Here is a 25,137-nt window from a genome sequence, read left to right as displayed (position 1 = left end):
ACGGATATGGAAAATATGAAAAAATTAAATTGGAAAAACACAATTCTTAAAGTGGCAAGTGTAACCATTGCCAGTACCGTTATTTCAGCCTGTGATAGCGATTTTAGTAACAAAGTTGGTGATACTGCTTCTTATAGTAGCGGTAGTGCTGATTTTACAAAATTTGTAAGTCTTGGTGATTCATTAACCGCGGGTTATGCGGATAGTGCGCTTTACTTATCAGGCCAAGAAAACTCATTTCCTGCGGTATTAGCAGAACAGTTTGCATTGGTTGGTGGTGGTGCTTTTACTCAGCCTTTGGTTAGTGATAATTTGGGTGGCTTACTTTTTAATAGCGTGCCAAATCCAGATTTTGCTAATCGACTGGTATTAGATGCAGAGATTTCAAGCCCTGGTCCTATTGCAGGCACTCCAACAACAGAAGTTATTGGATCTGGCTTGAATGGTACTGCCTTTAATAATATGGGTGTGCCAGGTGCTAAATCATTTCATCTTTCATTAGCGCCAGGTTATGGTGAAGCGGCAGGTTTGGCAGCAGGGCCACCAGCAACTGCAAATCCATATTTTGTCCGTTTTTCAACAGATATAGCTTCTAATACGAGGACTTTAATTGAAGACGTGGTTGCACAAATACCGACATTTTATACATTATGGATTGGTAATAATGATGTATTAGGTTATGCAACTTCTGGTGGTGATGACTCTGATCCAATTACTCCAACAGGTACTTTCGATGCTGCTTATGGAGCGATAATAGCGGCAATTGATGCTGGTAGTCCTGATGCAAAAGGTGTATTAGTTAATATTCCTGATGTATCAACTATTCCATATTTCACTACGGTACCATTTAATGCGGTTCCTTTGGATCAGGCTACAGCAGATGCTTTAATGGCAGGGCTTGGTGGCGGTGGATTTGATGATTATAACTTTGGTATCCAGTCGCAAATAGGTGTAACGATTACACAAGAAGAAGCTGACCTAAGAACGATTTCATTTGCTGCAGGGCAAAATGCAGTATTGATTTCTGATGAGGACTTAACTGATTTATCAGCAGGTGGACTACCAAGTATAAGGCAGGCAAATGCAAATGATTTACTGGTCTTAACTACCAGTTCCAAGATTGGTACAGAAGATACAGGCCCTACTGCTGTATGGGGTGTGAGTCAGCCTTTAGAAGACAGTGATGTTTTAATCCCATCAGAAATACAGGCAATTGAAACAGCGCGTTTAGCATTTAATGCTACAATACAAGCAGCAGCCGATGCAGATGAAAATTTGGTCTTCTTTGATTCAGCAGCAGTTATGGCGGGTATTCAAGCGTCTGGTTATGATTATGGAACCGGTTCGGTGGCGTCAACCTATGCAACAGGTGGCGCATTTTCTTTAGATGGCGTTCATCCAACTGCGCGTGGTTACGCGATAATTGCAAATGAAATTATCGATGTAATTAACACGGGTTTTGGTGCAAATATCCCACCTGTTGATCCAGGTGAAAGAACAACAATATTTCTTAAGTAAATGAAATAGTGTTTTAAATAAAAAAGGGCAGATTTAATCTGCCCTTTTTTATTGTCTAATATTCCATAAAGTGTTTTGTTTGTTATTAATTATTTTGCACTCCACTAACCACTCAAAAGCGTCCTCAGCATCATCTTCGAACCATGCTTTGCTCGAGCCTAAGCGAAATGTATAACCCCATTCATCCATATCACTGAACATACGTTCCTGTCCGAACCCATCTATATATTCACTGAGTAAGATAGACAAATAACAAACCCCATTTTCTTCATCATAATCACCACCCGCATCCGTATGTAAATTTTGTCGTCGCTCGGGATCCATGCAAATATAATGACAGGATTCATGTAATGCAGAATGCACGGGTGTATCCATGCGGATATATAAATTATTTTTTATAATGCCGGCTTCTGAATCACCAAACCAGCTACCAGGAATTACTTTATTGTCTTCAATAGTGTGAAGAATTAAATTATATTTACTCAGAAGGTTTTGAAGATTAGTGAGATCAATGTCGGCACAGGTGAGTATGGTCATGGTGTTTATATGTAAGTTTGTTATAGATAAATGCTTGTGTGGAATCAAAACAGGTGACAGACTTTAAAAGCAAGGTCTTTCCCCGGGTAAATGAAACTGTTTTTTGTAAGAGCGTAGCTTTAGCTTGCGAAAGTTTGACGTAAAATAAAGCGTTAAAGTTACGCTCCTACAGATCAGATAATTTAAATCATTTTGCTGGTCAGTTTTCGAGCTAATGCATTTAATGCAATTGCTCTATGACTAATTTTATTTTTCTCTTCCATGCTCAATTCCGCCGCTGTACATTGTTGTTCCGGTAACCAGAAAATCGGGTCGTAGCCAAAACCACCGTCACCTTTTGGAGCAGTTAAAATTCTACCCTCAAGTGAGCCCTGAGTAATAATTGGTGTTGGGTCGTTTTCACTTTCTAAATAAACCATCACGCACCAGTAACGAGCTGAACGTTTTTCTTCACTTACGTCTTTTAATTCAGCAAGCATCTTTTCATAGTTTTTGGTATCGGTTGCACCTTCCCCTGAATAACGAGCTGAGTAAATACCAGGGCGTTTATCTAATGCATCAACTTCAATGCCTGAGTCATCAGCAATGGCAGGCAGGCCAGTTAACTTTGCTGCGTGCCTGGCTTTTTTAAGTGCGTTTTCAACAAAGGTTAAACCGTCTTCTACTGCTTCGGGAACATCAAATTCTGTTTGAGGAATTACATCAATACCATGGTCGGATAGTAGTTCATTGATCTCAAGAACTTTACCCGCATTACCGCTAGCTAAAACTATTTTACTCATGCTTCTAGTGCCTTATGTTGAATTTGTATTAATTCATTAATGCCTTTTTTAGCCAGATCTAACATGGCGTTTAATTCGTCCTGATTAAATGCGTGACCTTCTGCAGTGCCCTGAACTTCAAGAAAGGCTTCTTTATCATTCATTACAACATTCATATCGGTTTCAGCATTGGAATCTTCATCATAATCAAGATCCAGTACCGGTATGCCATTATAGATACCAACAGAGACAGAAGCCATTTTTCCGAGTAACGGATTTTTATTAATTGTTTTATTTTCAATCATAAACTGTATTGCATCGGCTAATGCAACATATCCACCGGTGATTGAAGCGGTGCGTGTCCCACCGTCTGCCTGAATAACATCACAATCAATCGTGACCATGTTTTCACCTAATATTTTCAGGTCGATAGCTGCACGTAGTGAGCGTCAGATCAGACGTTGAATCTCCATTGTGCGGCCACCTTGTTTGCCTCCCGATGCTTCACGGCGCATACGTGATCCAGTTGAACGAGGTAACATGCCATATTCAGCTGTTACCCAGCCAGAGCCTTTACCGCGCAACCAGCCGGGAACTTTTTTATCAACCGAAGCCGTACATAATACTTTTGTATTGCCAAATTCAATTAATACAGAGCCTTCAGCATGCATAGTGTAGTTGCGAGTGACTTTTACCTCACGCATTTGATTTGCTTCGCGGTTACTGGGTCGCATAATATGGCCTTAAAATGAGTTGGATGGATTATACGTTTTTTACCTGCCGCAAGCTATATTTAGAGAGGTCTTAACGTCAGAATTGATATGACGTGATACACTCATAGAATAACAAAAAGGGGGCACTTATGACTTGTAGTATGACGGCGTTTTCAAGAAGCAGTGAAGAGGCATCATGGGGTTCGCTTGTATGGGAACTACGATCAGTTAATCATCGTTATCTTGATGCGATAATTAAACTTCCGGAAGAATTGCGAAACATTGAAAATGAAGTGCGACTTCGTCTTAATAAGCAGCTTAAGCGTGGAAAAATTGAGTGCAATTTACGTTATAAAGCAAGACTAGATCAGCTGGCTGAATTAAAGGTTAATGAAGCTTATGTAGATGAGGTTTTGAAAGCCAGTCAGATTATCAGTAAAAAATTACATCAGCCAAGTGAAATGAATGTGCTGGATGTTTTGAAGTGGCCTGGTGTGCTTGAGTTGCCTGAAGAGAATCTGAAGCCTGTTGTTGAAGCCGCCCTTGTTTTATTTGATGGTGCTTTAGCTAATTTAAGTGAATCGCGTAAAAGCGAAGGCCAGCGTTTGCGTTTAATGCTCGAAGAACGATGTGGCACAATGAAAATTATTGTGAGCTGTGAAAGAAAACGCAGGCCACAAATTTTAGAACAGGTCAGGCATAAAATTCAGAGTAAATTAATAGAATTAAATGCTGATTATGATAATGACCGGCTTGAGCAGGAACTAGTGTATCTTGCACAAAAAATGGATATTGATGAAGAGCTTGACAGAATTGACAGTCATTTTATTGAAATTGAAAAAATATTAGAACGTGATGAGCCTGTCGGAAGAAAATTAGATTTTATTATGCAGGAGTTTAATCGAGAGGCAAATACGCTGGGTTCGAAATCAACAGATATTGAAACCACCAAAGCAGCGGTTGAGTTGAAAGTGTTGATAGAACAGATGCGCGAGCAGGTGCAGAATATAGAATAAAGCCGCATCACCTGTATAAAATATTCAGGGTGATAAGTTAGCAATACATTTTTTGACTAATGACATGTCGAATGGTTTAGTGAGGTAATCAACAGCGCCGAGTTGCAGGCATCGTTTTACAAGCTCAATATCATTGTGTGCCGTTAACATGACGATAATATTATTTTTTGTTTGTGGATCATGTTTAATATGGCGTAGTGTTTCGATGCCATTCATAACAGGCATTTCAATATCCAGAAAAACAAGATCGTATACTTTGGTTTTTAACAGATTTATTGCTGTTTGTCCGTCTTCAGCGAGATCTATTTCATGACCGTCCCTACTTAAGCGACGTTTAATTAAATCTCTGTTCAGTTCATTGTCATCGACAATTAATAATGAGGCCATATTTATTTAGTTTTTATAATAATTTTTCAATGGTATTGATTAATCTTTCAAGATCAACAGGTTTTGTTTCATAAGCATCACAACCGGCATCTTTCCCTCGTATAACATCTACCTCTCGAGCATGAGCAGATAAACCTACTATTGGAATGTTTTTTGTCTCTTCCTGTTGTTTGAGGTGTCGGGTTGCCTCCCATCCATCCATTACCGGCAAGCTCATATCCATTAAAATAATATCCGGATTGTATTCCTTAGTCTGTGATAATGCTTCCTCACCATTGATTGCAATTTCAGTTTCAAAACCTTTGCGTTCGAGTCGGCGTGTGAGCATGTCTCGATTCATTTCATTATCTTCAACAATTAAAATTTTACTCATTAATGGTTCCCTGTCGTTATTTCAGAAGTTAAAGGTAAGCTAGCAATAAAAGTTGAGCCTTGTCCGGGCTCACTAGTGGCGACAATGTCTCCACCCATTAGTCGACATAAGCGACGACAAATCGCTAGTCCCAGGCCGGTGCCTCCATATTCGCGTGTGGTAGAGTCATCGGCCTGTACAAATTCATTAAAAAGTTTCTCAATTTGCTGCTGGTCAATACCTATGCCTGTATCAATGACTTTAAAAAGAATCATGTCAGAGCCGGAAATTTCAACATCAAGTTGTATGCTGGCATTTTGACTAAACTTACTGGCATTCGATAACAAATTGAATAATATCTGTTTTACACGAGTAATGTCAGAGCACATGGTAATGTGGTTGTCGCTAAGGTTATAACTAAAGTCATTATTGTTTTGTTTAAGTAACGGAGCAACCATGCTGGCAGTATCTTCAATTAGTGGTGTAACATCAAACACTTCAAGTAGTAACTCCATTTTACCTGCTTCAATTTTAGAAATATCCAGCACGTCATTGATGAGAGTTAATAAATGTTTCCCGGCAGTACGAATTCTATCCAGATCTTTGATTTGATCAGTGCTATCGTTATCTTCGGCTTCTTCAATTAATAATTCACTGTAGCCAATAACCGCGTTTAAAGGTGTGCGTAATTCATGGCTCATATTTGCGAGAAATGCACTTTTAGCGTGGCTGGCAGCAAACGCCTGGTCACGTGCAAGTGTTAGTTCATCTGTAAGAGTCTGAAGAGCATCACGCTGTTCTCTTACTTTACGTGCAGCACTGCGTCGTTCCTGTGCTTCTGTTTTCAAGTTTTCTTCATTTTCATTTATACGATCTAACATTTCATTCATGAAGCTAGCTAATACACCAAACTCATCTTTTGAAGTGATATCAACACGAGTATCTTTATTGCCAGAAATATAACCCTGAGTAGCTGACTCCAGTCTCTGGAATGGTTGGCGTACATATTTGTCAATAATCAGCCCTAAAAATGCACCGAGACTAACAAGTGAAATACTAAAAATCATGAATATTTCAATTTGACGATTTCTTACAGAAATCTCTATTGGAATAATTGAGGCTTCAATACTCAGTTCGAATGACTCTGAGGGAATTCTATTAATAACTGAATCAGTTGAGTCAGATTTTCCATATATGTAGTTCTTGTTATTGTAATGGATATTGATTTTGTTAAAGTCGCTGTTTTCTAAAATGGTAGTTGCAGCCTTGTTAAAACCGGATTGCAGGTTTTCAGGATTTATATATATTTCCTGAATAATCAGATATGACAACTGATCCATTAGTTTTAGCTGCTCGGATTCAGTGCCTTCTCTTACCTGGCTAATTAATAGACTCGCAAACAGCATGCTGAAAAAAGTAAGTGACCATAAAACAATAGATGTTATACGTACCGCTATTTTAGCCTGCCAGTTCTTAGACCAGTCATCAGTTACATTAATCGAACGTTCCATAAAGTAAATTTTTCTCGCTTATATAAATTATTTTAAACCAATTTTACGTAAGGCCATTACCATTGGGCAGATGCCTGTGACTCCTGCCAGTAGTAACATTAAGCCAACAAACCAGGGGAAAAACCAGAGCAGTTCTTCCGTGTGTTTTATAGTGCCTAATAAAACAAGTGTGAACACAATCCAGCGCAGCATGCGCTCGGCTTCATAATTAAACGAGTTGTGCTGATTCTCACCGTCTGTTACTTCGATATTGTCATTTGGATATAATGCTTTTGAAACCAGTATAGGAATTCGCCAATTGGTCAAACCCTCTATAGCCATCAGGCTTAACAGGGCCCACATGGCGTAATCAAGCTGAAAAAATAAAAATCCTAACATGGATATCCCAACTACAAGTCTGTATGCGCGTTCTGTCATGGTTTTACCCTGTAATTAAATTTTTAGTCATTTATGGTTGTAGATATCGAATTAATATTTGCAGCGATGCTAATGATAAAGCTTGATCCTTTACTGGACGAGTCGCCAACAATGGCAATATCACCGCCGAGCAGGTGACTTAATCGTCGACTGATGGATAAACCAAAACCAGAACCATCATAACTGTAATCATTCCCAGAATTATTACTGAACTCTTTATATAGTTTATTTATATTATCGAGGGGAGTTCCTATACCTGTATCTGTTATAGTTATAAAAATTCTATCCAGTTCAATTTTTTTCTGTCTTTCAATAGTAATATTTATTTCGCCATTTTTTGTATAAATACTGGCGTTACTGAGCATGTTTAACAGTATTTGATATAGGCGCCTGCCATCAGAAATAATGTTGCCCGTGTTGTCGTGATATTTGCAGCTGATTTTGTTTCTATTTTTTGTGTTTTCTGTGCTTAATTTTTTTATGACATTGCAAATTATCTGCTGAATATCAATAGCTTCAGCTTTTATTTTGAGTTCATTGTTATCGATTTTTTCAAGATCATCTATCTCTTCAAGCAGGTTATGTAAATGTTTTCCTGCGCTATGGATTCGTTGTAGATCGAAGTTGAGCTCATCTTTGGATAAATCTTCTTTTTCTTCAGACAGTAATTCGGAATAGCCTATTATGACATCAAGCGGTGAACGTAATTCAAGACTCATATTTGTTAAAATGCTATTTTTGCTATGTTTAAGCTCAAATAGTTCGTCCTGCAGTTGTTGAATTGATCCTGCTTGCTGGTTTGATGCGCCATTAATCGTCTCAGAGTTTTTTAGTTTACTGGTATTTACAGCGGGTGGTTGAATATCTGTTTTCTTTTGGGTTTTAAGCAGTGAAAAAAGCATATACACTAGAATAATTAATATAAAGAGTGAAATAAAACTAATGTTTAACTGGCGTTGAATGACAATATTTTCAATGGGTGTTGACCATAACTGGAGTTTTAGAGGGTGTCTCAGATGTAAGTGTCTGTTTGAAGAGACTGCATCTTCTTTTATTGAACCTGAACTAACTAATTTGTCGAGACCTATTAATGTAATGCCATTAAAATCGGTATTAGTGATTAACGTATCTAAATAAGTTGCGAGTTCTTCTGTTTTATATAACGCGTCTAATCGAAGTGTCTCGCTTAAATTATAAGCAATGATATCAGCATCAGCATTTAGTTTTTTAAGATAATTATCTTCCGTTTTAAAAATGCTGTAACTGCTATAAAAAAATAGAATAATGATCAGGCATGCGCAAAGAACAATGCTTGAGTGGGGGGTATGTATGGAGCCTGTCTTTTCCATTGGTTTCGTTGGTTATCTAAATCCAACTTTTCTAAACAACATAACCATCGGGCATATACCCGTTATACCGGCAAGTAATAAGTTTAGGCCAACAAACCAGGGCAGGAACCAGAGTAACTCTTCAAAAAAAATAAAACCAAGTGAAATGGTGATGGCAACAGCAAAGCGTAAAACACGTTCGGCTTCATAGCTAAATTTGCAGTTGTCGTTTTCATCAAAATCAGCGGGTATGCCATCTGAGGCATACCCGGCGGAGTAACGTAGTTTAGAAATAAGTCTGGGCACACGAAAATTAGTAATGCCTTCTATTATTAGAATGGTAATAATGGCGTATACGCCATAACTCCATTCTAGAAATAAGAATGCAATTAAGCTAAAACCGAATATGAATCGGTTTGCACGCTCAGACATGTGAAACTCCTTTAAAAACTACATAACATTACTGGAGTTATTATGATTTTTTGATTTCCAGTAATTCAATTTCAAAAATTAATACCTGATTTGGGCCAACGCTTTTACCAGCGCCTCTTGCACCATAAGCCAGTTCAGATGGAATAAATAACTGCCATTTTGCGCCAACTTTCATCAACTGAAGTGCTTCGGTCCAGCCTTTAATAACACCATTAACAGGGAATGTTGCAGGAGCATTACGCTTGTGAGAGCTATCAAAAACCTTGCCATTAACCAGTGTACCCGTGTAATGAGTAACAACCGTATCAGTTGCTACTGGTGTTGCGCCACTACCTTCAGTAATCACTTTGTATTGTAGGCCACTTTCAGTTACTTTTACGCCGTCTTTAGTTTTATTTTCGACGAGGAATTTATCACCCTCTGCTTTACCGCTACTAGCCAGTTCCTGTTGTTTGGCCTGTTGAGCTTCAATCATGGTTTTCTGGAAGGCTTCCATAGCTGTTTTCATTTCTTCGGTTGTAAGCTGGCCTTCTTTGCCGGATAAGCTGTCTTTAAATCCGACTAGAAGAGCGTCTTCGTCAACCATGTCTTTTATTTTAGCTATCTGCGTGCCTAACTGAACGCCGATGCTATAACTGGCTTTGTTTTTATCTGTATCAAGTTTAATGGTTGTTTCTGCACTGTCAGTTTTGTCATTGCAGGCTGTCAGTAATGTGGTTAAGCCGATGCATAAAACGGCTGTGGGGATTGCTTTTAACATATTGGTAAGCCCTTAGCTTTAGAAAAATTTAAAGGAGCACGTTAGCAAGACCTATCAAGGGGTTCAAGTGGTCTATGTCTGAAGTGGCGTAAATTTCACAATAAGTGCTCATATTTCTATAATTTACGTCATTAAAGTGGTTTTGCGGTTTAACCGGGTGTGTTTTTGTCTACCCAGCGGTTATCTCCGGTCTCGCTATCGATCAGACCTTCTTTTTTCCAGAAAGGCGCGCGTGATTTGAGTTCTTCCATTAAATACCGGCAGGCTTCAAATGCTTCTCTTCGGTGAGCAGACCAGACAACGGTGAGAACGATAGGGTCATTGGGTTTTATAGTGCCTACCCGGTGAACAATCAGACAGTCGATTAAGTCCCAGCGTTGTCTGGCTTCATCGCATATTTTGTCCAGGTAATTTTCAGTCATACCCGGATAGTGTTCTAACGTCATACTGGTGATGTTATCGCCCTGATTGAAGTCACGCATGGTGCCGACAAAACTGGCGGTTGCACCATATTTTCCCTGTTCCAGCTGGTTTTGCTGGTAGTGTTGCGTTTCTTTCCAGGGGTCAAAAGATTCGACTCTTATCTCACTAGGCATAATTACCCTCCGGTAACGGGAGGGAAAAAGGCAACTTCATCCCCTTTATTTACGCTTGCCTGAAGGTCTACATATTCCATATTGACCGCGCACAGTGTGTTATCAGGCATTTTCATGTTCTGAGTGGACTGATTCCATGCAGATAGCACGTTATCGGCCTGATTAAGCGTGACTTCCGCATGTCCTACTTGCTCACGCAGGCGGGCAAAAAATTTGACTGTAATGCTCATTCGTAAAACTGGTTACCTTTTGTTAGGCTACACGCCGATTACGGTAATAATAACAGGCATAAAGCATGACTGATAAGTTAACTCATTTTAACGCATCTGGCGAAGCACATATGGTCGATGTGAGTCAAAAAGACATAACAAAACGTCAGGCGATAGCAGAAGGTGATATTTTTATGTTGCCGGAGACGTTGCAGCTTATTCAGCAGGGGAACCATAAAAAAGGTGATGTGCTGGGTATTGCCCGGGTTGCGGGTATTATGGCGGCAAAGAAAACTCCTGATCTGGTGCCCCTGTGTCATTCTCTTGCCCTGACACATGTTGATATTGAGCTGAGTTGCGATGAATCGTTGCCCGGTGTGCATTGTCAGGTGACGGTTGAATGTAAAGGTAATACCGGTGTGGAAATGGAGGCGTTGACTGCGGTACAGATTACCCTGTTAACGATATACGATATGTGTAAAGCGGTCGACAGGGGTATGCATATGGAGCATATAGGGCTTTTGAAAAAGTCCGGTGGCAAATCAGGCAACTGGTCAAAGCGTGACTAACCGAAGCCTGATTATGTGTTTAACCCTGTTTTAGTAGTGCGCGTAAATCAATCACCGCTGCATTGGCTCGGGATATATAATTTGCCATTACCAGAGAATGATTGGCAAATACACCAAAGCCGCCACCATTTAAGATGACCGGACTCCAGATAGTTTCCTGTGTTGCATCCAGTTCGCGAATAATCTGTTGCAGGCTAACCAGCGCGTTTTTCTTTTTAAGTACATCCTGAAAATCAGATTCGGCAGCGGTTAATAACTGACTCAGAGCCCAGGCGCTACCCCGTGCTTCGAAGAATACATCATCAATTTTTAACCATGGGGTTCGCACTTCAACAACACCGGCCGTAGGTGTTGATTGCTGGGCATCAGCATCACCTGCCAGATCGGTGTTTAAGCGTGCCTGACCAACACTGGCGCTTAATCTTTGCGACAGGCTGCCCAGGCGTTTAGATACCAGACCAAGCCATTCACTCAAATTGTCAGCGCGGGCATAAAACTGGCCATCCTGTGTGTTTTCGTCTGATAAGCGTCCAAGGTAGCTGTAAAGAGAATTGATGCCTGCTCGATATTCTGATTCAGCCGGTGGTAATAACCAGGACTCTGAGTCGATACGAAATTTATTATCAGCCTCAATGATATCCTTGTCTTCAACTGACTGTGACTGAGAACGGGTAATATCGTTTCTTAGGGCCAGTGTTAAATCTCGAATTTGAGTTAAAACGCCGAACTCCCAGTTCGGGATATTGTCCATAAACAGGCCGGGGGGCATCATGTCGTTACTCAGGTAACCGCCTCGTTTATCAAGTAAGGTTTCAGCGGTAACAATTAATGCGGTGGTTGTAATATAACCGGTTGTAACTTCTTCATTGCGTTCTTCAGATAATGATGCAGCGTGTTGAATAGCGTTAAAACTATCGGGTTCAACATTCCATATGAAACCAACGATGAGGACAAATAAAACGAATAAAATCAGTACAGGCGGAACAATGCGAGTAAGCAGGCCGGAATGATTTTCACCCTGACTGGATTTTCCACCCAGTACACTGCGCAGGTTGTCGTAGGCATCAAAAAAGAAATCGAGTATTTTCATATGGGTCCCTGTTATTTAAGCTAACATCGGTAAACGTATCGTGTGTTACCAGATAAAACATTGTAACTGTTCGGAGAACAGAATGAAATTTTTAAAAATCAGCCTCTATGTCCTTGCCGGTGTTGTGTTATTACTGGTTATTGTTGGTGGAGTGTTTGTTGCCACATTTGATGCAAATGATTACAGGCCATTAATTACTGAGCAGGTTAAACAGCAAACCGGTCGTGAGATGGTGCTTGAAGATATTAAACCATCGGTATTTCCCTGGTTAGGTGTCGAGCTACAAGAAATAAGCTTAAGTAATGCCAATGGGTTTAAAGCCGAAAAAATGCTGCAAATTACACGTCTGGATGTACGGGTTGAATTACTGCCATTGCTGAATCAGGAAGTTCGTATAGATACGCTGCGTTTGCATGGTCTTAAGCTGTTTCTTGAAAAAAATAAAAAAGCTAAAACCAACTGGGATGACATACTTGAAAAGCAGGCGGAGCCAGTGGCTTTCAAAGCGGCAACAACAGATGTGACAAAAGACTCGGAAGAGGTGCCAGCTGATCCGTTAGCGGCGTTACTTATTAATGGGGTAGAAATTAAAGATGCCAGTATTAACTGGGATGATGCGAGCACTGGGCAGATTGTCGCAATACAAAATTTCAATCTGGATACGGGGGCGATACGCCCGGGTGAATCATTGCCCGTGGCGCTCTCTGCCTTGCTTGAATTAGCCGAACCAAAAACAACTGTCAAATTTGAACTTAATACAAGTGTTGATATAAGCGCTTCCGCACAGAAACTGAAACTGGCAGATTTGAATGTTGCGATTGATGCCGTACTGGATCAGGAAGAGTTAAAAGGTTTGCAACTTAGTTTAAATACAAGTCTTAATGCAGATTTAAATAAACAGCATTTTATTTTACCGGCTTATGCACTGGATATTGAAATGCAGGGAAAATCGATTCCAGATGAAAAATTAAAAGTCAGCTTTCGTGGTGATGCCGACATTGATCTAATAAAAGAAACAGCAAAAATAGAGCAGCTGTTATTGCAAAGTCTGGGGCTTAAACTGAAAAGTCAGTTAGTGGTAACAAAATTACTGACATCGCCAAAATTGAGAGCCCAGATTGAGTTAGAAAATTTCGATCCAGAAAAAATATTTAAAGCATTAGCAATTAAGGTGCCCGTTACAAAAAGTAAAGCGGTATTAAAAAATGCAAGTATGAATTTAAATATGGTTGCGAGTGAAAGTTATCTGCAAATAAGCGGGCTTAAGTTGAAGCTGGATGAAACAGAGGTGCTTGCAGATGCCCGGTTACAAAACTTTGATAAACCCGCTGTTAAGTTCGCGCTGGATGTGGATCAGATTAATCTTGATGACTATTTTCCGCCTGCAGCAAAACCGATGGCAGGGGTGCAGAAAAATTCACCAGCCGGTGCGGCTAATATTGATGTCCCTATAGACTTGCCGGTTTCAATGCTGCGCTCACTGGATGTGAATGGTGAGTTGGCGATTAACTCGCTGGTTGTTTCTGATCAGGCTATTTCGAATTTTAAAACAAAAATAACTGCAAAACAGGGGTTAATACATTTGCCGGTGTTAACTGCGAACCTGTTGAAGGGGAGTGTGGTTTCATCTGCGCGATTAGATGTACGTAATAATTCTCCGCGCTATCAGTTTAAACTTAAGGGTAAATCTTTAAACGCGGACTCTATTATTGATCCTGTGCTGCAGGATATGCTGGGTGAAAAAAGCGTGTCGATAAGTGGTGTAACACATTTAAATATAGATATTAAAACTAAAGGGCAGTCGGTGAATCAGTTGATTGCAGGCAGTAATGGTCGTTTTGATGTAAAAATGGGCAAGGCTAAATTACATGGTGTGGATGCAGAGTATTTTGTGCGCAAAGGTGTTGTTGGCTACGCTGTAAGTAAGGGCGTTAAAGTTAAAGAAAAATGGATAGGTAAGTATAAACCAAAAGAGGCAACGGCTCTAAAAAAAGCGCGAGGATCATTTGTTATTCGTAATGGTATTGTTGACAATAAAGATTTGTTATTGGTGTCTTCAAGATTTAATATAATGGGAGCCGGAAAAATAAATTTAGTGAAAGAGGTGCTAAATTATAGATTGGTTATCGATATAAAACCTGAGAAGTTAGAAAAAGTTGAAGATCAGTTGTTGAATGTTCCAATGCCGTTATATATTAAGGGGGCATTCTTGTCGCCTGACGTTAGCATTGGTAAGAAGTCGTGGAAAAAAGGGCTTGGCAAAGTTTTAAAAAATGAAGCAAAAAAAGAAGCGAAGAAAAAGCTAGATAAAAAAATAGATAAATATGAAGATAAATACAGAAAGAAGATCAAAGGTTGGTTTAAATGATGACGGTTAGGGAATGTTTTTAATGAATATGACATTCTCAAAAAAACTATTAATCTGGTATAAAAAATACGGCAGAAAAAATCTGCCCTGGCAGTTAAATCGTAATGCTTATACGGTCTGGGTGTCAGAAATAATGTTGCAGCAAACCCAGGTTAAAACGGTAATACCGTATTATGAAAAATTCATGCAGAGTTTTGCTGATGTAAATGCACTGGCGAATGCACATGAAGATGATGTGTTACATCACTGGTCGGGTTTAGGTTATTACGCCCGTGCGCGTAATTTACATAAAGCAGCGCAGCAGGTGCGTGATGAGCATTGTGGGCTTTTTCCGTTAAATTTTGATGATGTTCTTGCCTTGCCTGGAGTCGGGCGTTCTACCGCGGGTGCAGTTTTAGCGCAGGCAGAAGGTCAGCGACATGCCATTCTGGATGGAAATGTTAAACGGGTATTGTCACGATTTCATGCGGTGCATGGCTGGACGGGGCAGAAAAAAATTCAGGATCAACTCTGGCTTTTTGCTGAGATGCATACGCCTGAAAAACAGTTGGCTGATTATACTCAGGCGATAATGGATTTAGGTGCGACCTTGTGCAGGCGATCCAGGCCCGATTGTGAGTCGTGCCCGTTAAGTGATGACTGTGCTGCTTTGGCTACGCAACAGGTAGCATTATTACCAACGCCAAAACCAAAGAAAACACTGCCGGTTAAAACAGTTCGCATGTTGTTATTACGTAATGATAAAAAACAGATTTTATTAGAAAAACGACCACCGACGGGTATCTGGGGAGGTTTGTGGAGTTTACCTGAAATGCCGGTGATCGAGTCTGTAAAAGACTGGTGCAACACGCATTATCAGTTTGATATTAATGCCAGTGATGAGCTACCTGTAGTGCGTCATACCTTCAGCCATTTTCATCTGGATATCACGCCCTGTGTTGTAGAAGTGAATAACCCTGATCAAAGTGTGATGGAAGCGGAGCGCAGAGTCTGGTATAAAGCCTGCAAGAATGATCGAGGTAGCAAGGCGGAGAGTCAATCTCTGGGCCTGGCCGCTCCGGTCAGCAGTTTGTTAAATCGTTTAAACGAGGAATAACCATGAGTCGTATGGTGCAATGCGTAAAATTAGGGCGTGAAGCGGAAGGTCTTGATCGTCCAACTTATCCGGGTGATCTGGGTGCAAAAATTTATAATAGTGTTTCAAAAGAGGCGTGGGCGGAATGGTTGCAGCATCAGACCATGTTGATTAATGAATATCGATTAACCCCGATTGAGCCCAAAGCGCGTAAATTTCTGGAAGATGAAATGGAAAAGTTTTTCTTCAGTGGTGAAAGTACAACTGCGCCCGAAGGTTTTGTTCCTCCAGCAAGTTAATATCATCTGGAAGATGTCGCGACCTAAAGTTCACTCCACAGGTGCTTTCCTGTAGGAGAGAGCTTCAGTTCGCGGTTGCTTCTATCAATTCCTGGTTTCTAGTGTATTTCCAGCTCTTTAATTGCATACCATCGACGATACAGTCCATTTTTCATCGTGATTGCAATATACTGTCCCTGAGTGCTGGCAAAGTTCACGCTTCTTGCGGGTGATCCTGAGTTACCACCTACATATGTCCACTGATTATTTCTCCAGACATAGACAGATAGGTTACCTGCTGCATCTGAGCCACCCCAGTTAATATCAATCTGACTAAAAGACTGGTTACTGCCAAGGTTTAGCAGGATATGTTCAGTGCTTGATGGATTGTAGATATTACGGGAAACCCAGTAACTACCGGTATTACCATCTGTTGCATTGCCGGGTGCATAGTTATATGAGTACTGGCTAGATGCACTATAGGCGCTACCCAGCGCTATATTGTCACCAGATGATGGTGGTTGAGTCGTGTCGCCTGCGTCGCCGCTGCCAGTATCACCTCCGGTGCCGCCACCGGTATCCCCGCCGCCCGTGTCATCAGAGCCGCATTCATCACCCCGTGTGCCCGGTACATTCACCGCATCATATGACTGATGAACCGCCTCCCATTCTTCGCAGCTATATAAGGTTTTTGCTGCGGTTGCCAGTTTCTGACGGGCATCCTCAAAATTTGTTGAGCTAGTGAACAGGTTGTCATTGGCATAGTAGTAAATTTGCAGTGCTTTTTCAGCACCTAAACCCGTGACGTCGATTGTGGTGTTGCCTCTCGGGTGTGTGCCTCCTTCAGAAAGCAGGTAAAAAGCCAGATTCATTATGCCGCTATTACTATGCACGCCACCGTTATCATCTGATCCAGTGTATCGGTCGTTGTAGTCATCCTTGCTCTTGCCGTTTTCTTCCGGATCATCCATATGGCGCTGCCAGCTTTGAGTGAGCGCGGCATCTTCTCCCATATCCCAGTCTTTATCGGTTGGGTTAAAACTGGAGGGGTTGCCCGTGCTACTGCCGCCTGATGTTTTCCAGATAGAAACACCGACACCCATTACATCGGATATAGATTCATTAATAGCGCCGGACTGATTCTGATAAGTCAGGTTGCTTTCTGCTGAGGTAAAACCATGGCTAAACTCATGACCAAAAATATCAATAGCGGCTCCCGGGTTTTTTAAACCGGTATCACCATCACCGTAGATCATCTGGCTTCCTGTGAAAAAAGCGTTGTCTGAGCCGCATGACCCATTCGATCCCTGAAAACGTGCGTGAATCGTGCTCACCAGTTTACGTCCGCTGTTATCCCATGAGTCACGATTGAACATGTGTTTGTAAAACCAGTAAGCATGCCCGGAGTTAGCATCAACACCTGCCGCGTGCTCACCGTCATCTTTAGTTATTTCGGTGCCCGGCAAACCAGAGCCATTTTGTGACAGGCACTGGTTATTGAGTGTGTGAATGCTGTAATTAAAAGCACTGTAAATCAGGGTGATATGGTTAATCGGTTGGCCAGAATTGGCATTAATAAAAACCTGTTCTTTTTTATATCCAGTTTGTAGAGTGTTGTATTCAACAACGACACGATAGGTTAAGACGGGAGCAATCTTTTCATCGGTATAAACGACTAACTGAGGTGCTTCCAGAACAGTGGGCGTGTCCGTTGGTGTTTCCTTGAAGGCGCTGAAGGCAATATCCATCGCAGTACTTGCTGTCATTGATGGAGAGGTATCGAGTTTGATATTTGATTCAAACTGCCCGGCAATTAAGCCGACTTCATCGCTGGGCGTAATCTGTACGACAAGCTCACGGCCAAAAACAGGAATCCCCTCATAGGTTTGACCATACTTATAAATCACATTTCCTTTCTGGTCTCGTTTACTGGTTTTAAGTAATAAATCGTCCCCCTGCTGTATCTGCAGGTGTTGATTACCGGATTGCAAAATCAGCTTTCTAGCGTCGTCTGCAGTGGTCGCAAAAAGAGGCTGCTTTTGGGAGTGTGAAATAAAAATATTATCGTCGTCACTGGCTCTTTGTTGAGGAAAGCGGGACTGATGGCTGCCTGTATTTCGTTGAGCCTGGCTATTTACGGTGCTGGAAGAAGATAGGTTTGCTACAAGCTGGTTGGGTATTGGCGCTGGTGGTGGGAGCGAATTATTTGTGGTTAGATGCCGCGAGGGTATTTTTCTGAGCTCGGTCGTTCGACCTGTATTTTCTGTTGCAGATTCTACTGATGGTTGTGTTTCTGATTGAAGCCAGTAGGCGGAGGTAAGGGTGGCAGCAACGGCAGTTGCAACCAGTGTTTTGCTGAACATAAGTAAACTCCTAAAATCATTTAATGTAAAAATATGCTTTAATATTATTATTTTCTTATTTTTATCTATTTATTGTATAAATAGTCTATCGATACTTGCATTTTAATGCGTTAATTGTCAAGTGAAGTGAGATTTCCGATTATTCGTACTGTCTATCTAATTGTATTTAAAGGGTTTATCATTTGTTATGATATGTTGCAGGTTAAAATGCATGTTTTTTTGTTTTTCGCCAAACATAAAGATATTAAGTTATTTATTTCGAGCGATTGTTTTTGTTTTTTGATTAGAAGAGTGTGCTAAATATGTTGTTTTTATGGAATTTAAAGAATAATTGTATTGAGGGTTTTTTTAAGAATATTAATTAAAACTTGACTAAAAGAGGGTTAGCCGTTTTAATACGCGCTCTCTGCGATTTAGAGCTCTCTAAAAGCAGATGAAAAAGGTTAAAAATGGCCGAATAGCTCAGTCGGTAGAGCAGCGGATTGAAAATCCGCGTGTCCCTGGTTCAATTCCAGGTTCGGCCACCACTTTTTCTTTATATATTCAATAAGTTATAAAATTCAGTGTATTTCGATGTAATACTAATGGCGCACTGGCGGCGCAATTCTCTGCAACAATTCATTATATATAACATTTGGTTACGTCAGTGGAATCGGATGTACAGTTATGATCTTTTAGTATGTTTAAGTGGGCTAAAATTAGCACTCAACATTAAGCTGTCGATTGGCTGCTTTCACCTGCGGATTCAACCGGTCAATGCAACATCTATTCTCTAAATACAGAGAGGAGGATGTTGAAAATGAAATATCGAAAAAGATTTTATTACACCGAAACACAAAAAGCCTTAATGTGGGATCGTTGGCAAAAAGGAGAAACTTTAGGTTCTATTGCTCGATTATTTGATCGTCACCATGGTTCTATCGAACGCATCCTTGCAGAATCTGGCGGTATACGGCCAGATTCACGTCATCGCTCATCTCACCACCTGTCTTTAGCTGAACGAGAAGAAATATCCCGTGGCATAGCAACGGGTCAGTCTATCCGAACAATCGCGGCTTCACTAAATCGAGCACCCTCAACAGTGAGTCGTGAAATTAATCGTAATAATGGATTGAAAAAATATCGAGCAAGTCTTGCAGATAAATCAGCGTGGGATCGTGCACATCGACCTAAAATCTGTAAACTGGCAGAGAACCGATCATTAGCACGCATCGTGACAAGCAAGCTTCGATTAGAATGGTCACCAGAACAGATTGCTGGATGGCTTAAACAAGTCTATCCAAATGATGAGAACTATCAGGTGTCACACGAAACAATCTATCGCAGTCTTTATATACAAGCCCGAGGTGCTTTGAAGAAAGAGTTATTGCAGTATTTAAGACGAGCTCGAGTTATGCGTCGTTCACGTCATCATACACAGAAAACACCTGATCACGGACAAATTACTGATGCAATCTCAATTAGTGAAAGGCCTTCATCAGTTGAAGATCGTGCTGTTCCTGGTCACTGGGAAGGCGACTTGATAATAGGAAGTCATAATAGTCAGATCGCCACACTGGTCGAACGAAATACACGTTATGTTTTATTAGCTAAAGTTGATGCTAAAGATAGCAAGACGGTTGTTGATGTATTAATTAAACAGGCACATAAGTTACCACGTGAATTATATAAATCATTAACCTGGGATCGTGGTAAAGAAATGGCAGAACACAAACGTTTTACTTTGTCGACGGACATTAAAGTTTATTTTTGTGACCCACAGACTCCCTGGCAACGAGGCTCCAATGAAAATACAAATGGACTGTTGAGACAATATTTTCCTAAAGGGACAGACTTATCAGCACACTCACAAGCTAAGTTAAATGCGGTAGCAAGAAGACTCAACGAACGATCCAGAAAAACGTTAAACTATGAAACACCAGCAGAACAATTTAACCAATATGTTGCATTGACCGGTTGAATCCGCACCCTAATGCAGAACTTGAGTGAATTATTTTATCTTTTTTAGAGTCATTAAAAGCTGCGCTTCATAAAACAAAAAAGCCCGCTGAAATTTAGCAGGCTTTCTAATGTCAGTTTTGATTTAAATTTTATGCCTTCTTACGTCTAGCAAATCCAACTAAACCAATAAGACCAGAGCCGAACAACCAAATTGCAGCTGGTACAGGAACTGCGCTGACAACAAGAAAGTGCCCAACTGCATATGTTTGGGTTGGATTATTAATCAGCGAGCCTTGATCTGCAAGAATATATTGCCAGTCTGTACAATTCGCGTTATCAGCTGCACATTGCTCTAAATCTGAACTAGTGCCACCAAATATACTAATGTTCTCATCACTATCAACAGCTATGCCTTGAGTTCCATTAAGATATGGTTGATTATCTGTTACGCCCATAGTTTCACTCATATACGTGATAGCATTTCTGTAAGCCTCATTAGGGCTTTCGTTTCTATAATCAATTTGTGGTAGACCAAATTTAATCAAAAGATCTTGAGTTTCAGCAACGGTAGCATATCTATAACCTTCAAAGGCTCCTCCTGTTGAAAACCCAGTTACTATCTCTTCGTATGAAAAATAAGAATTATGATACCCGTTAATGTAAGTTTCACTTAGATCTAGCCACTGCAATCCGGTTTCATCATCGTAAGTTAAGAGACCATCACCTAGCGTATTTAAATCTTGGCTAATTAACGCGGCTTTGGGACTAGTAGATAGTGCTATAGCGATAATAGTTATTACTATTTTTAAGAATTTCATTTGTCATTTTCCTTTACACATTTAGTCATTTTTATTAATCCTTCAAACGAATGTGCAATATTTAAGCCAAATTCGTAGCCTACTGTTTTAAAAGAAATTTACTCAATCTGTAATTATTGAAGGTTGATTACTGTAAAGGACTACGACAAATGAGTTTTTCTAAAAGATGAGCGTCAGCTTTGGGTCGTATGGTGAAGTCAGGTCATTATTAGTGCAGTTCCGCTTATGGCTAACAGCAGTCATTTCGAGTCAACATAATGTGTGCTTGTTATGAGGTGGTGGTCGGGAGTGGCTGCTTTTTAAAATGAGCTAAAGTTGTTGGGGTATGAATTAATTCACTAATTTTGGCTGTCTTATGCGCTTTAAGTGCGCCTTTTATAATGTAAATAGTTAAGTATCCTGTTATATGGGGTGTTCTAGTTATTTGCGCGGGGATTATATATCCTCGCTTGTTGCATGTGCTTGGTTAGCTTCTCTTGATTAATGCACAAAGATTTTGTGTTAAAAAATGTGTCGAAATAAGATGGATATAGGCTTTTCAGGTTTATTAAGCAAATTGCGAGTGCCGTAAGCGCTTGTTTATATAGGATTTTTAAAAAGGTGGCTGGTAAGTGCGGGCGATTGAAAATTCGCGTATCCCTGGTTCAATTTCAGGTTCGACCACAACTTAATTTATGTATTCAATTAGTTATAAACCTATTAAGTTTTATTAGCTTTTCTAAAGGCGTATTTCTATGTTCATATCAGGCCGACTGAGTAGTTTTAGGGCTTAGATAGTATTCTTAATTTATCAGTTTGCTAACGGTCAGAAACAGTAGCTTGGTGGCGAGTTATTAACAGGCTGCTGCTCACTGAAGTAGCACTTCAAAAGACGGTATTCAACTTTTGTTCTATAGAAGAACAGGTATTTCAATTTTTATTTTGAATTCTCACATAGCCCTAATATAGAAATATAAGGAGATTCATTTCGAAGCTGACGATTCAATAGCTGAAGTAAGGTAACACTCTGGATACTATCGATACTTCTTTAATATTAAACATACTTTCGAGCCCTGATGCCCCCCTGTTCCATTCTGCTATAATTGATGTCATTGCCTAAAAATAGTTATATGTTTGGAAAAAGATTCTGGGATACAGGCTTCTTCTAAAAGGGAAAGTGTTTAAAAAAATGTTTGATTTTAAAAAATTGTCAGTTAGCAACAAGCTACTTTCAATTACTCTCTTTTTCTGTGTCATTCTAATATCGATTGTTATTTATACTGTTACCAGTCTGCTACAGCAGGCAAAAGATTCAACAATCATCGATATTGCTGGTCGACAACGTATGTTAAGCCAGAAATATACGATGGAGGTCTTAAAAGAGCTAGAGAACCACCAGGCTGTAGCAGCGGCTAAGCAACTGGCCAGTGCTGCATCCAGACAGATTATGGCCGATCGCGAATATTACACTAACAACATCGTTAAAAAAATAGCACGTACAGAGCTTAATATCAGTGCTTCAAGCAATTATCATTCACAAACAAACCAGATTCCTTTACCAGTTACATTTATTCAGGAAGTATCTGCATTACTTGAGAGTGACGCTGGCTATTCATACCAGTTATTAAGTAAATGGAATATACACCCCGACAAAGGCATTGTAAGCGACTTTGAAATTCGCGCCTGGAATGCACTAAAAAAAGATCCAGGTACTTTTTATTTTGAGAAAGCGCCGTTTGAAGGTGGTGCAATACTTCAATACGCCACAGCTGATATTGCACATTCAACTTGTGTGGAATGTCATAATAAACATCCTGACAGCCCTAAACGTGATTTTATCGTAAATGATTTAATGGGGATTCTGTCTGTTTCGGCAAATATTACAAAAGACCCAATGTTAGCGAATACGTTACTAAAGGATGACAATGCACAAAATGCAGACATAACAGCTGAATTATTTGAAATTTCACATAAAGCACTGCGTTATGGTGGGGCTACTTTCACCGATTTTGCAATGACTCAAAAAATTGAGATACCCGGCAATAAGGCGCCTCATATCGACAAGTTATTGGCGCATATTGAAAAAGACTGGCATATCTTACGATCCATATCAGAAAAGATTAGAGTCATAGAAGTTAATACATTTGAATACTTCACATTATTAAATCAACTGACAAGTATGAGTAATCATTTGCTTCAGGACATGCATGAGGCAGTAGGATTGATGGCCACAACCTCGTATGACAAAGTCAATATGGTGATATCTGTTGAATGGATAGTGTTGGTCGTCGCCCTGTTATTATGCATATTATTTGGTTTTATGGTGAGCCGGATGATTACACGGCCAGTTAAAAGTCTCACCACAGCGGCTAACAGGATAGCTGCTGGCGATAGAATAAACGTACCATCTATTGATAGTGGTGATGAAATCGGCACATTGGCAAACTCATTTCAAATTATGTTAAACCATTTACATAGTTCGCAAGATGAGCTTGAGAGAGCCAATACTGCCAAAGGAGTCTTTCTCGCCAATATGAGTCATGAGATACGCACCCCAATGAATGCCATTATCGGCATGTCTAATTTAGCTCTTCAAACAGATTTGAATTCAAAACAAAGAAATTATATTAAGAAAGTTAATTCATCCTCTGAAAACCTGCTGCATATTCTCAATGATATTCTTGATTTCTCCAAGATTGAGTCAGGCAAATTAGAGATGGAAGTGATTGATTTTCGTCTTGAAGATGTGATCGACAATATGACCAATATAATAGGGCACAAGTGTGAAGAACACGGAATTTCTCTTAAATATGATATCGCCCCAGATACACCGGTTGCCCTCATAGGTGACCCTTTAAGACTTGGACAAATTCTACTCAATCTTGGTAATAATGCCATTAAATTTAGTCACGAAACAGGGACGATTACGATTGGTGCCAAGGTTGAAAATGATAAACATGAAGAGGCACTGATTCATTTTTGGGTACACGATACTGGTATTGGGATGACAGAGAAGCAACAGCGCAACCTTTTTCAATCTTTCACACAGGCTGATGCATCGACTACACGTCAATATGGTGGTACTGGCCTTGGGCTCGCGATCAGTAAAAATTTGGTGGAAATGATGAATGGTAAAATCTGGGTAGAGAGCCAGCCTGATATTGGCAGCACCTTTCATTTTACTGCGCATTTTAATAAACAGCAGGGAAAATTATCTTCACGTCATTCATCTGATATTTCACACAGTGATGAATTTGAAAAAGCTATCATCAGCCTTAAGGGTTGTAAAATTCTATTAGTCGATGACAATGAGGTTAATCAGGATTTAGCACTTGAACTTCTACAAATAAATGGCCTCACTGCTGAAGCAGTCTGTAACGGTCAAGAGGCACTGGATGTTCTTGAAAAAGAAAGCTTTGATGGCGTTCTCATGGATTGTCAGATGCCAGTTATGGATGGTTATGAGACGACTCGAAGGATTCGAGAAAAGGAAGAATTAAAAAAATTACCTGTGATTGCGATGACGGCTAATGTGATGACAGGGGATCGTGAAAAAACGCTGGCATCTGGAATGAATGATTTTATTGGTAAACCTATCAATGTTTATCAGATGTTCATTACAATGGCTAAATGGATTTCACCCACATCACTCCCGGCCGTAAATCATGATGATGCGGTAATCCCTAAGTTAGAGCCTGTTACGATAAATAATAAATTTTCAGAGCTCGCGGGTATAAATATTAAAATAGGTCTTGGTCATGCGATGGATGATGCTTCTATCTACCGTAAACTACTAATCAATTTCTATAATAATTATCATGATTTTGAATTGAAGTTCAGGAAAGCTCAATTGGATGAGAGCGACCCGGATGCGACAATGCGTCTGTCTCATAGTCTTAAAGGGCTTGCAGGTACGGTTGGTGCATCGGCTCTACAGGAAGCGGCTAAAGCCTTAGAAGAGGCTTGTTGTAATACTGATACTGAAAATCTAGAAAAATCACTTGATGCTGCTTTAGCAGAGCTATCACCTGTAATGTCGGGGATAGAACGATTAGGTAACTCGCAAGAATAATGCTATATCTAAAATACTCATAGGCATGTATGACTTTGTAAAAGGAT

At 40.1% G+C, this 25,137-nt stretch carries 21 protein-coding genes, 1 tRNA gene and 2 pseudogenes; 9 read left to right on the top strand and 15 right to left on the bottom strand.

The genetic code is table 11. The features are described from left to right. Positions 1 to 15: 15 nt before the first annotated feature. Positions 16 to 1,518, top strand: coding sequence for a G-D-S-L family lipolytic protein (locus tag DIZ80_08605; GenBank protein ID RDH83131.1), 1,503 nt, complete (start codon positions 16 to 18; stop codon positions 1,516 to 1,518). A 48-nt stretch (positions 1,519 to 1,566) separates the two neighbouring features. On the opposite strand, the gene DIZ80_08600 is transcribed toward DIZ80_08605, so the two are convergent. The 3 genes and pseudogenes from DIZ80_08600 to DIZ80_08590 form a co-directional block, all read right to left on the bottom strand. Further along, on the bottom strand, positions 1,567 to 2,055 hold the full coding sequence (locus tag DIZ80_08600; GenBank protein RDH82346.1) for a hypothetical protein: 489 nt from the start codon (positions 2,053 to 2,055) through the stop codon (positions 1,567 to 1,569). A 182-nt stretch (positions 2,056 to 2,237) separates the two neighbouring features. After that, positions 2,238 to 2,837: a non-canonical purine NTP pyrophosphatase gene (locus tag DIZ80_08595; protein RDH82345.1), complete on the bottom strand. Its 600-nt coding sequence runs from the start codon at positions 2,835 to 2,837 to the stop codon at positions 2,238 to 2,240. Beyond that, positions 2,834 to 3,550 (bottom strand): annotated as a pseudogene (locus DIZ80_08590) (ribonuclease PH). The gene DIZ80_08595 and the pseudogene DIZ80_08590 overlap by 4 nt, the downstream one beginning before the upstream one ends. A 140-nt stretch (positions 3,551 to 3,690) precedes the next feature. Between DIZ80_08590 and DIZ80_08585 the strand changes: the two are divergent. After that, on the top strand, positions 3,691 to 4,545 hold the full coding sequence (locus tag DIZ80_08585; protein ID RDH82344.1) for a YicC family protein: 855 nt from the start codon (positions 3,691 to 3,693) through the stop codon (positions 4,543 to 4,545). A 24-nt stretch (positions 4,546 to 4,569) separates the two neighbouring features. On the opposite strand, the gene DIZ80_08580 is transcribed toward DIZ80_08585, so the two are convergent. The 9 genes from DIZ80_08580 to DIZ80_08540 all read right to left on the bottom strand — a co-directional run bounded on the left by DIZ80_08580 (position 4,570) and on the right by DIZ80_08540 (position 10,558). Then, entirely contained in the window at positions 4,570 to 4,932 is a 363-nt protein-coding gene (locus DIZ80_08580) for a hypothetical protein (GenBank protein RDH82343.1), read from the bottom strand. A gap of 13 nt (positions 4,933 to 4,945) precedes the next feature. Continuing rightward, positions 4,946 to 5,305: a two-component system response regulator gene (locus DIZ80_08575; GenBank protein RDH82342.1), complete on the bottom strand. Its 360-nt coding sequence runs from the start codon at positions 5,303 to 5,305 to the stop codon at positions 4,946 to 4,948. Beyond that, the gene (locus tag DIZ80_08570) at positions 5,305 to 6,795 is read right to left on the bottom strand and encodes a hypothetical protein (GenBank protein RDH82341.1); all 1,491 of its coding nucleotides are present in this window, start codon (positions 6,793 to 6,795) and stop codon (positions 5,305 to 5,307) included. Before DIZ80_08570 ends, DIZ80_08575 begins: the two co-directional genes overlap by 1 nt. 27 nt (positions 6,796 to 6,822) lie before the next feature. Beyond that, a complete protein-coding gene (locus DIZ80_08565) occupies positions 6,823 to 7,212 on the bottom strand; it encodes a hypothetical protein (protein ID RDH82340.1) in 390 nt (129 codons plus the stop codon). Between the two features lie 23 nt (positions 7,213 to 7,235). Then, on the bottom strand, positions 7,236 to 8,561 hold the full coding sequence (locus DIZ80_08560; GenBank protein RDH82339.1) for a hypothetical protein: 1,326 nt from the start codon (positions 8,559 to 8,561) through the stop codon (positions 7,236 to 7,238). Between the two features lie 12 nt (positions 8,562 to 8,573). Continuing rightward, positions 8,574 to 8,972, bottom strand: a complete 399-nt coding sequence (locus tag DIZ80_08555) for a hypothetical protein (GenBank protein ID RDH82338.1) — start codon at positions 8,970 to 8,972, stop codon at positions 8,574 to 8,576. A 40-nt stretch (positions 8,973 to 9,012) separates the two neighbouring features. Further along, positions 9,013 to 9,732: a hypothetical protein gene (locus DIZ80_08550; GenBank protein RDH82337.1), complete on the bottom strand. Its 720-nt coding sequence runs from the start codon at positions 9,730 to 9,732 to the stop codon at positions 9,013 to 9,015. A gap of 149 nt (positions 9,733 to 9,881) precedes the next feature. Beyond that, positions 9,882 to 10,328 carry a molybdopterin converting factor gene (locus DIZ80_08545; GenBank protein RDH82336.1) on the bottom strand — a complete coding sequence of 149 codons (447 nt, stop codon included), beginning with the start codon at positions 10,326 to 10,328 and terminating at the stop codon, positions 9,882 to 9,884. Between the two features lie 2 nt (positions 10,329 to 10,330). Beyond that, positions 10,331 to 10,558, bottom strand: a complete 228-nt coding sequence (locus DIZ80_08540; protein RDH82335.1) for a molybdopterin synthase sulfur carrier subunit — start codon at positions 10,556 to 10,558, stop codon at positions 10,331 to 10,333. A 65-nt stretch (positions 10,559 to 10,623) separates the two neighbouring features. Between DIZ80_08540 and moaC the strand changes: the two genes are divergently transcribed. Continuing rightward, positions 10,624 to 11,106, top strand: a complete 483-nt coding sequence (moaC, locus tag DIZ80_08535) for a cyclic pyranopterin monophosphate synthase MoaC (protein RDH82334.1) — start codon at positions 10,624 to 10,626, stop codon at positions 11,104 to 11,106. 19 nt (positions 11,107 to 11,125) lie between these two features. Here moaC and DIZ80_08530 read toward each other — a convergent pair whose 3' ends face one another. Beyond that, entirely contained in the window at positions 11,126 to 12,196 is a 1,071-nt protein-coding gene (locus tag DIZ80_08530; protein ID RDH82333.1) for a DUF2333 domain-containing protein, read from the bottom strand. 82 nt (positions 12,197 to 12,278) lie between these two features. On the opposite strand from DIZ80_08530, the gene DIZ80_08525 reads away from it, so the two are divergent. Genes DIZ80_08525 through DIZ80_08515 form a run of 3 tightly spaced genes read left to right on the top strand, consistent with a single transcriptional unit; the run spans position 12,279 to position 15,938 of the window. Beyond that, positions 12,279 to 14,564: a hypothetical protein gene (locus DIZ80_08525; protein RDH82332.1), complete on the top strand. Its 2,286-nt coding sequence runs from the start codon at positions 12,279 to 12,281 to the stop codon at positions 14,562 to 14,564. A gap of 28 nt (positions 14,565 to 14,592) precedes the next feature. After that, positions 14,593 to 15,660: an A/G-specific adenine glycosylase gene (locus DIZ80_08520; protein ID RDH83130.1), complete on the top strand. Its 1,068-nt coding sequence runs from the start codon at positions 14,593 to 14,595 to the stop codon at positions 15,658 to 15,660. A gap of 2 nt (positions 15,661 to 15,662) precedes the next feature. Further along, positions 15,663 to 15,938 carry an oxidative damage protection protein gene (locus DIZ80_08515; protein ID RDH82331.1) on the top strand — a complete coding sequence of 92 codons (276 nt, stop codon included), beginning with the start codon at positions 15,663 to 15,665 and terminating at the stop codon, positions 15,936 to 15,938. A gap of 98 nt (positions 15,939 to 16,036) precedes the next feature. On the opposite strand, the gene DIZ80_08510 is transcribed toward DIZ80_08515, so the two are convergent. Continuing rightward, positions 16,037 to 18,280: a zinc metalloprotease gene (locus tag DIZ80_08510; GenBank protein ID RDH82330.1), complete on the bottom strand. Its 2,244-nt coding sequence runs from the start codon at positions 18,278 to 18,280 to the stop codon at positions 16,037 to 16,039. 451 nt (positions 18,281 to 18,731) lie between these two features. Between DIZ80_08510 and DIZ80_08505 the strand changes: the two genes are divergently transcribed. Next, positions 18,732 to 18,807, top strand: a tRNA-Phe gene (locus tag DIZ80_08505). Positions 18,808 to 19,079: 272 nt separating this feature from the next. Next, positions 19,080 to 20,240, top strand: coding sequence for an IS30 family transposase (locus DIZ80_08500; protein ID RDH82329.1), 1,161 nt, complete (start codon positions 19,080 to 19,082; stop codon positions 20,238 to 20,240). Positions 20,241 to 20,370: 130 nt separating this feature from the next. Here DIZ80_08500 and DIZ80_08495 read toward each other — a convergent pair. Further along, a pseudogene (locus tag DIZ80_08495) lies at positions 20,371 to 20,457 on the bottom strand (VPLPA-CTERM sorting domain-containing protein). 1,750 nt (positions 20,458 to 22,207) lie between these two features. Between DIZ80_08495 and DIZ80_08490 the strand changes: the two are divergent. Beyond that, the gene (locus tag DIZ80_08490; protein RDH82328.1) at positions 22,208 to 25,090 is read left to right on the top strand and encodes a hypothetical protein; all 2,883 of its coding nucleotides are present in this window, start codon (positions 22,208 to 22,210) and stop codon (positions 25,088 to 25,090) included. Positions 25,091 to 25,137 lie beyond the last annotated feature (47 nt).

The organism is endosymbiont of Galathealinum brachiosum, assembly GCA_003349885.1.
In the GTDB taxonomy this organism is placed as follows: domain Bacteria; phylum Pseudomonadota; class Gammaproteobacteria; order SZUA-229; family SZUA-229; genus SZUA-229.
The sequence above is the reverse complement of the archived record's forward strand: the minus strand, read 5'-3'. Positions and strand labels throughout refer to the sequence as shown.

Coding starts and splice junctions, on each gene's coding strand:
- DIZ80_08560 (RDH82339.1), bottom strand. CDS start 8,561: ATGGAAAAGACAGGCTCCATACATACCCCCCACTCAAGCATTGTTCTT.
- DIZ80_08530 (RDH82333.1), bottom strand. CDS start 12,196: ATGAAAATACTCGATTTCTTTTTTGATGCCTACGACAACCTGCGCAGT.
- DIZ80_08525 (RDH82332.1), top strand. CDS start 12,279: ATGAAATTTTTAAAAATCAGCCTCTATGTCCTTGCCGGTGTTGTGTTA.
- DIZ80_08540 (RDH82335.1), bottom strand. CDS start 10,558: ATGAGCATTACAGTCAAATTTTTTGCCCGCCTGCGTGAGCAAGTAGGA.
- DIZ80_08555 (RDH82338.1), bottom strand. CDS start 8,972: ATGTCTGAGCGTGCAAACCGATTCATATTCGGTTTTAGCTTAATTGCA.
- DIZ80_08570 (RDH82341.1), bottom strand. CDS start 6,795: ATGGAACGTTCGATTAATGTAACTGATGACTGGTCTAAGAACTGGCAG.
- DIZ80_08520 (RDH83130.1), top strand. CDS start 14,593: ATGACATTCTCAAAAAAACTATTAATCTGGTATAAAAAATACGGCAGA.
- DIZ80_08595 (RDH82345.1), bottom strand. CDS start 2,837: ATGAGTAAAATAGTTTTAGCTAGCGGTAATGCGGGTAAAGTTCTTGAG.
- DIZ80_08515 (RDH82331.1), top strand. CDS start 15,663: ATGAGTCGTATGGTGCAATGCGTAAAATTAGGGCGTGAAGCGGAAGGT.
- DIZ80_08500 (RDH82329.1), top strand. CDS start 19,080: ATGAAATATCGAAAAAGATTTTATTACACCGAAACACAAAAAGCCTTA.
- DIZ80_08565 (RDH82340.1), bottom strand. CDS start 7,212: ATGACAGAACGCGCATACAGACTTGTAGTTGGGATATCCATGTTAGGA.
- DIZ80_08550 (RDH82337.1), bottom strand. CDS start 9,732: ATGTTAAAAGCAATCCCCACAGCCGTTTTATGCATCGGCTTAACCACA.
- DIZ80_08605 (RDH83131.1), top strand. CDS start 16: ATGAAAAAATTAAATTGGAAAAACACAATTCTTAAAGTGGCAAGTGTA.
- DIZ80_08575 (RDH82342.1), bottom strand. CDS start 5,305: ATGAGTAAAATTTTAATTGTTGAAGATAATGAAATGAATCGAGACATG.
- DIZ80_08510 (RDH82330.1), bottom strand. CDS start 18,280: ATGTTCAGCAAAACACTGGTTGCAACTGCCGTTGCTGCCACCCTTACC.
- DIZ80_08585 (RDH82344.1), top strand. CDS start 3,691: ATGACGGCGTTTTCAAGAAGCAGTGAAGAGGCATCATGGGGTTCGCTT.
- DIZ80_08600 (RDH82346.1), bottom strand. CDS start 2,055: ATGACCATACTCACCTGTGCCGACATTGATCTCACTAATCTTCAAAAC.
- DIZ80_08490 (RDH82328.1), top strand. CDS start 22,208: ATGTTTGATTTTAAAAAATTGTCAGTTAGCAACAAGCTACTTTCAATT.
- DIZ80_08580 (RDH82343.1), bottom strand. CDS start 4,932: ATGGCCTCATTATTAATTGTCGATGACAATGAACTGAACAGAGATTTA.
- DIZ80_08545 (RDH82336.1), bottom strand. CDS start 10,328: ATGCCTAGTGAGATAAGAGTCGAATCTTTTGACCCCTGGAAAGAAACG.
- moaC (RDH82334.1), top strand. CDS start 10,624: ATGACTGATAAGTTAACTCATTTTAACGCATCTGGCGAAGCACATATG.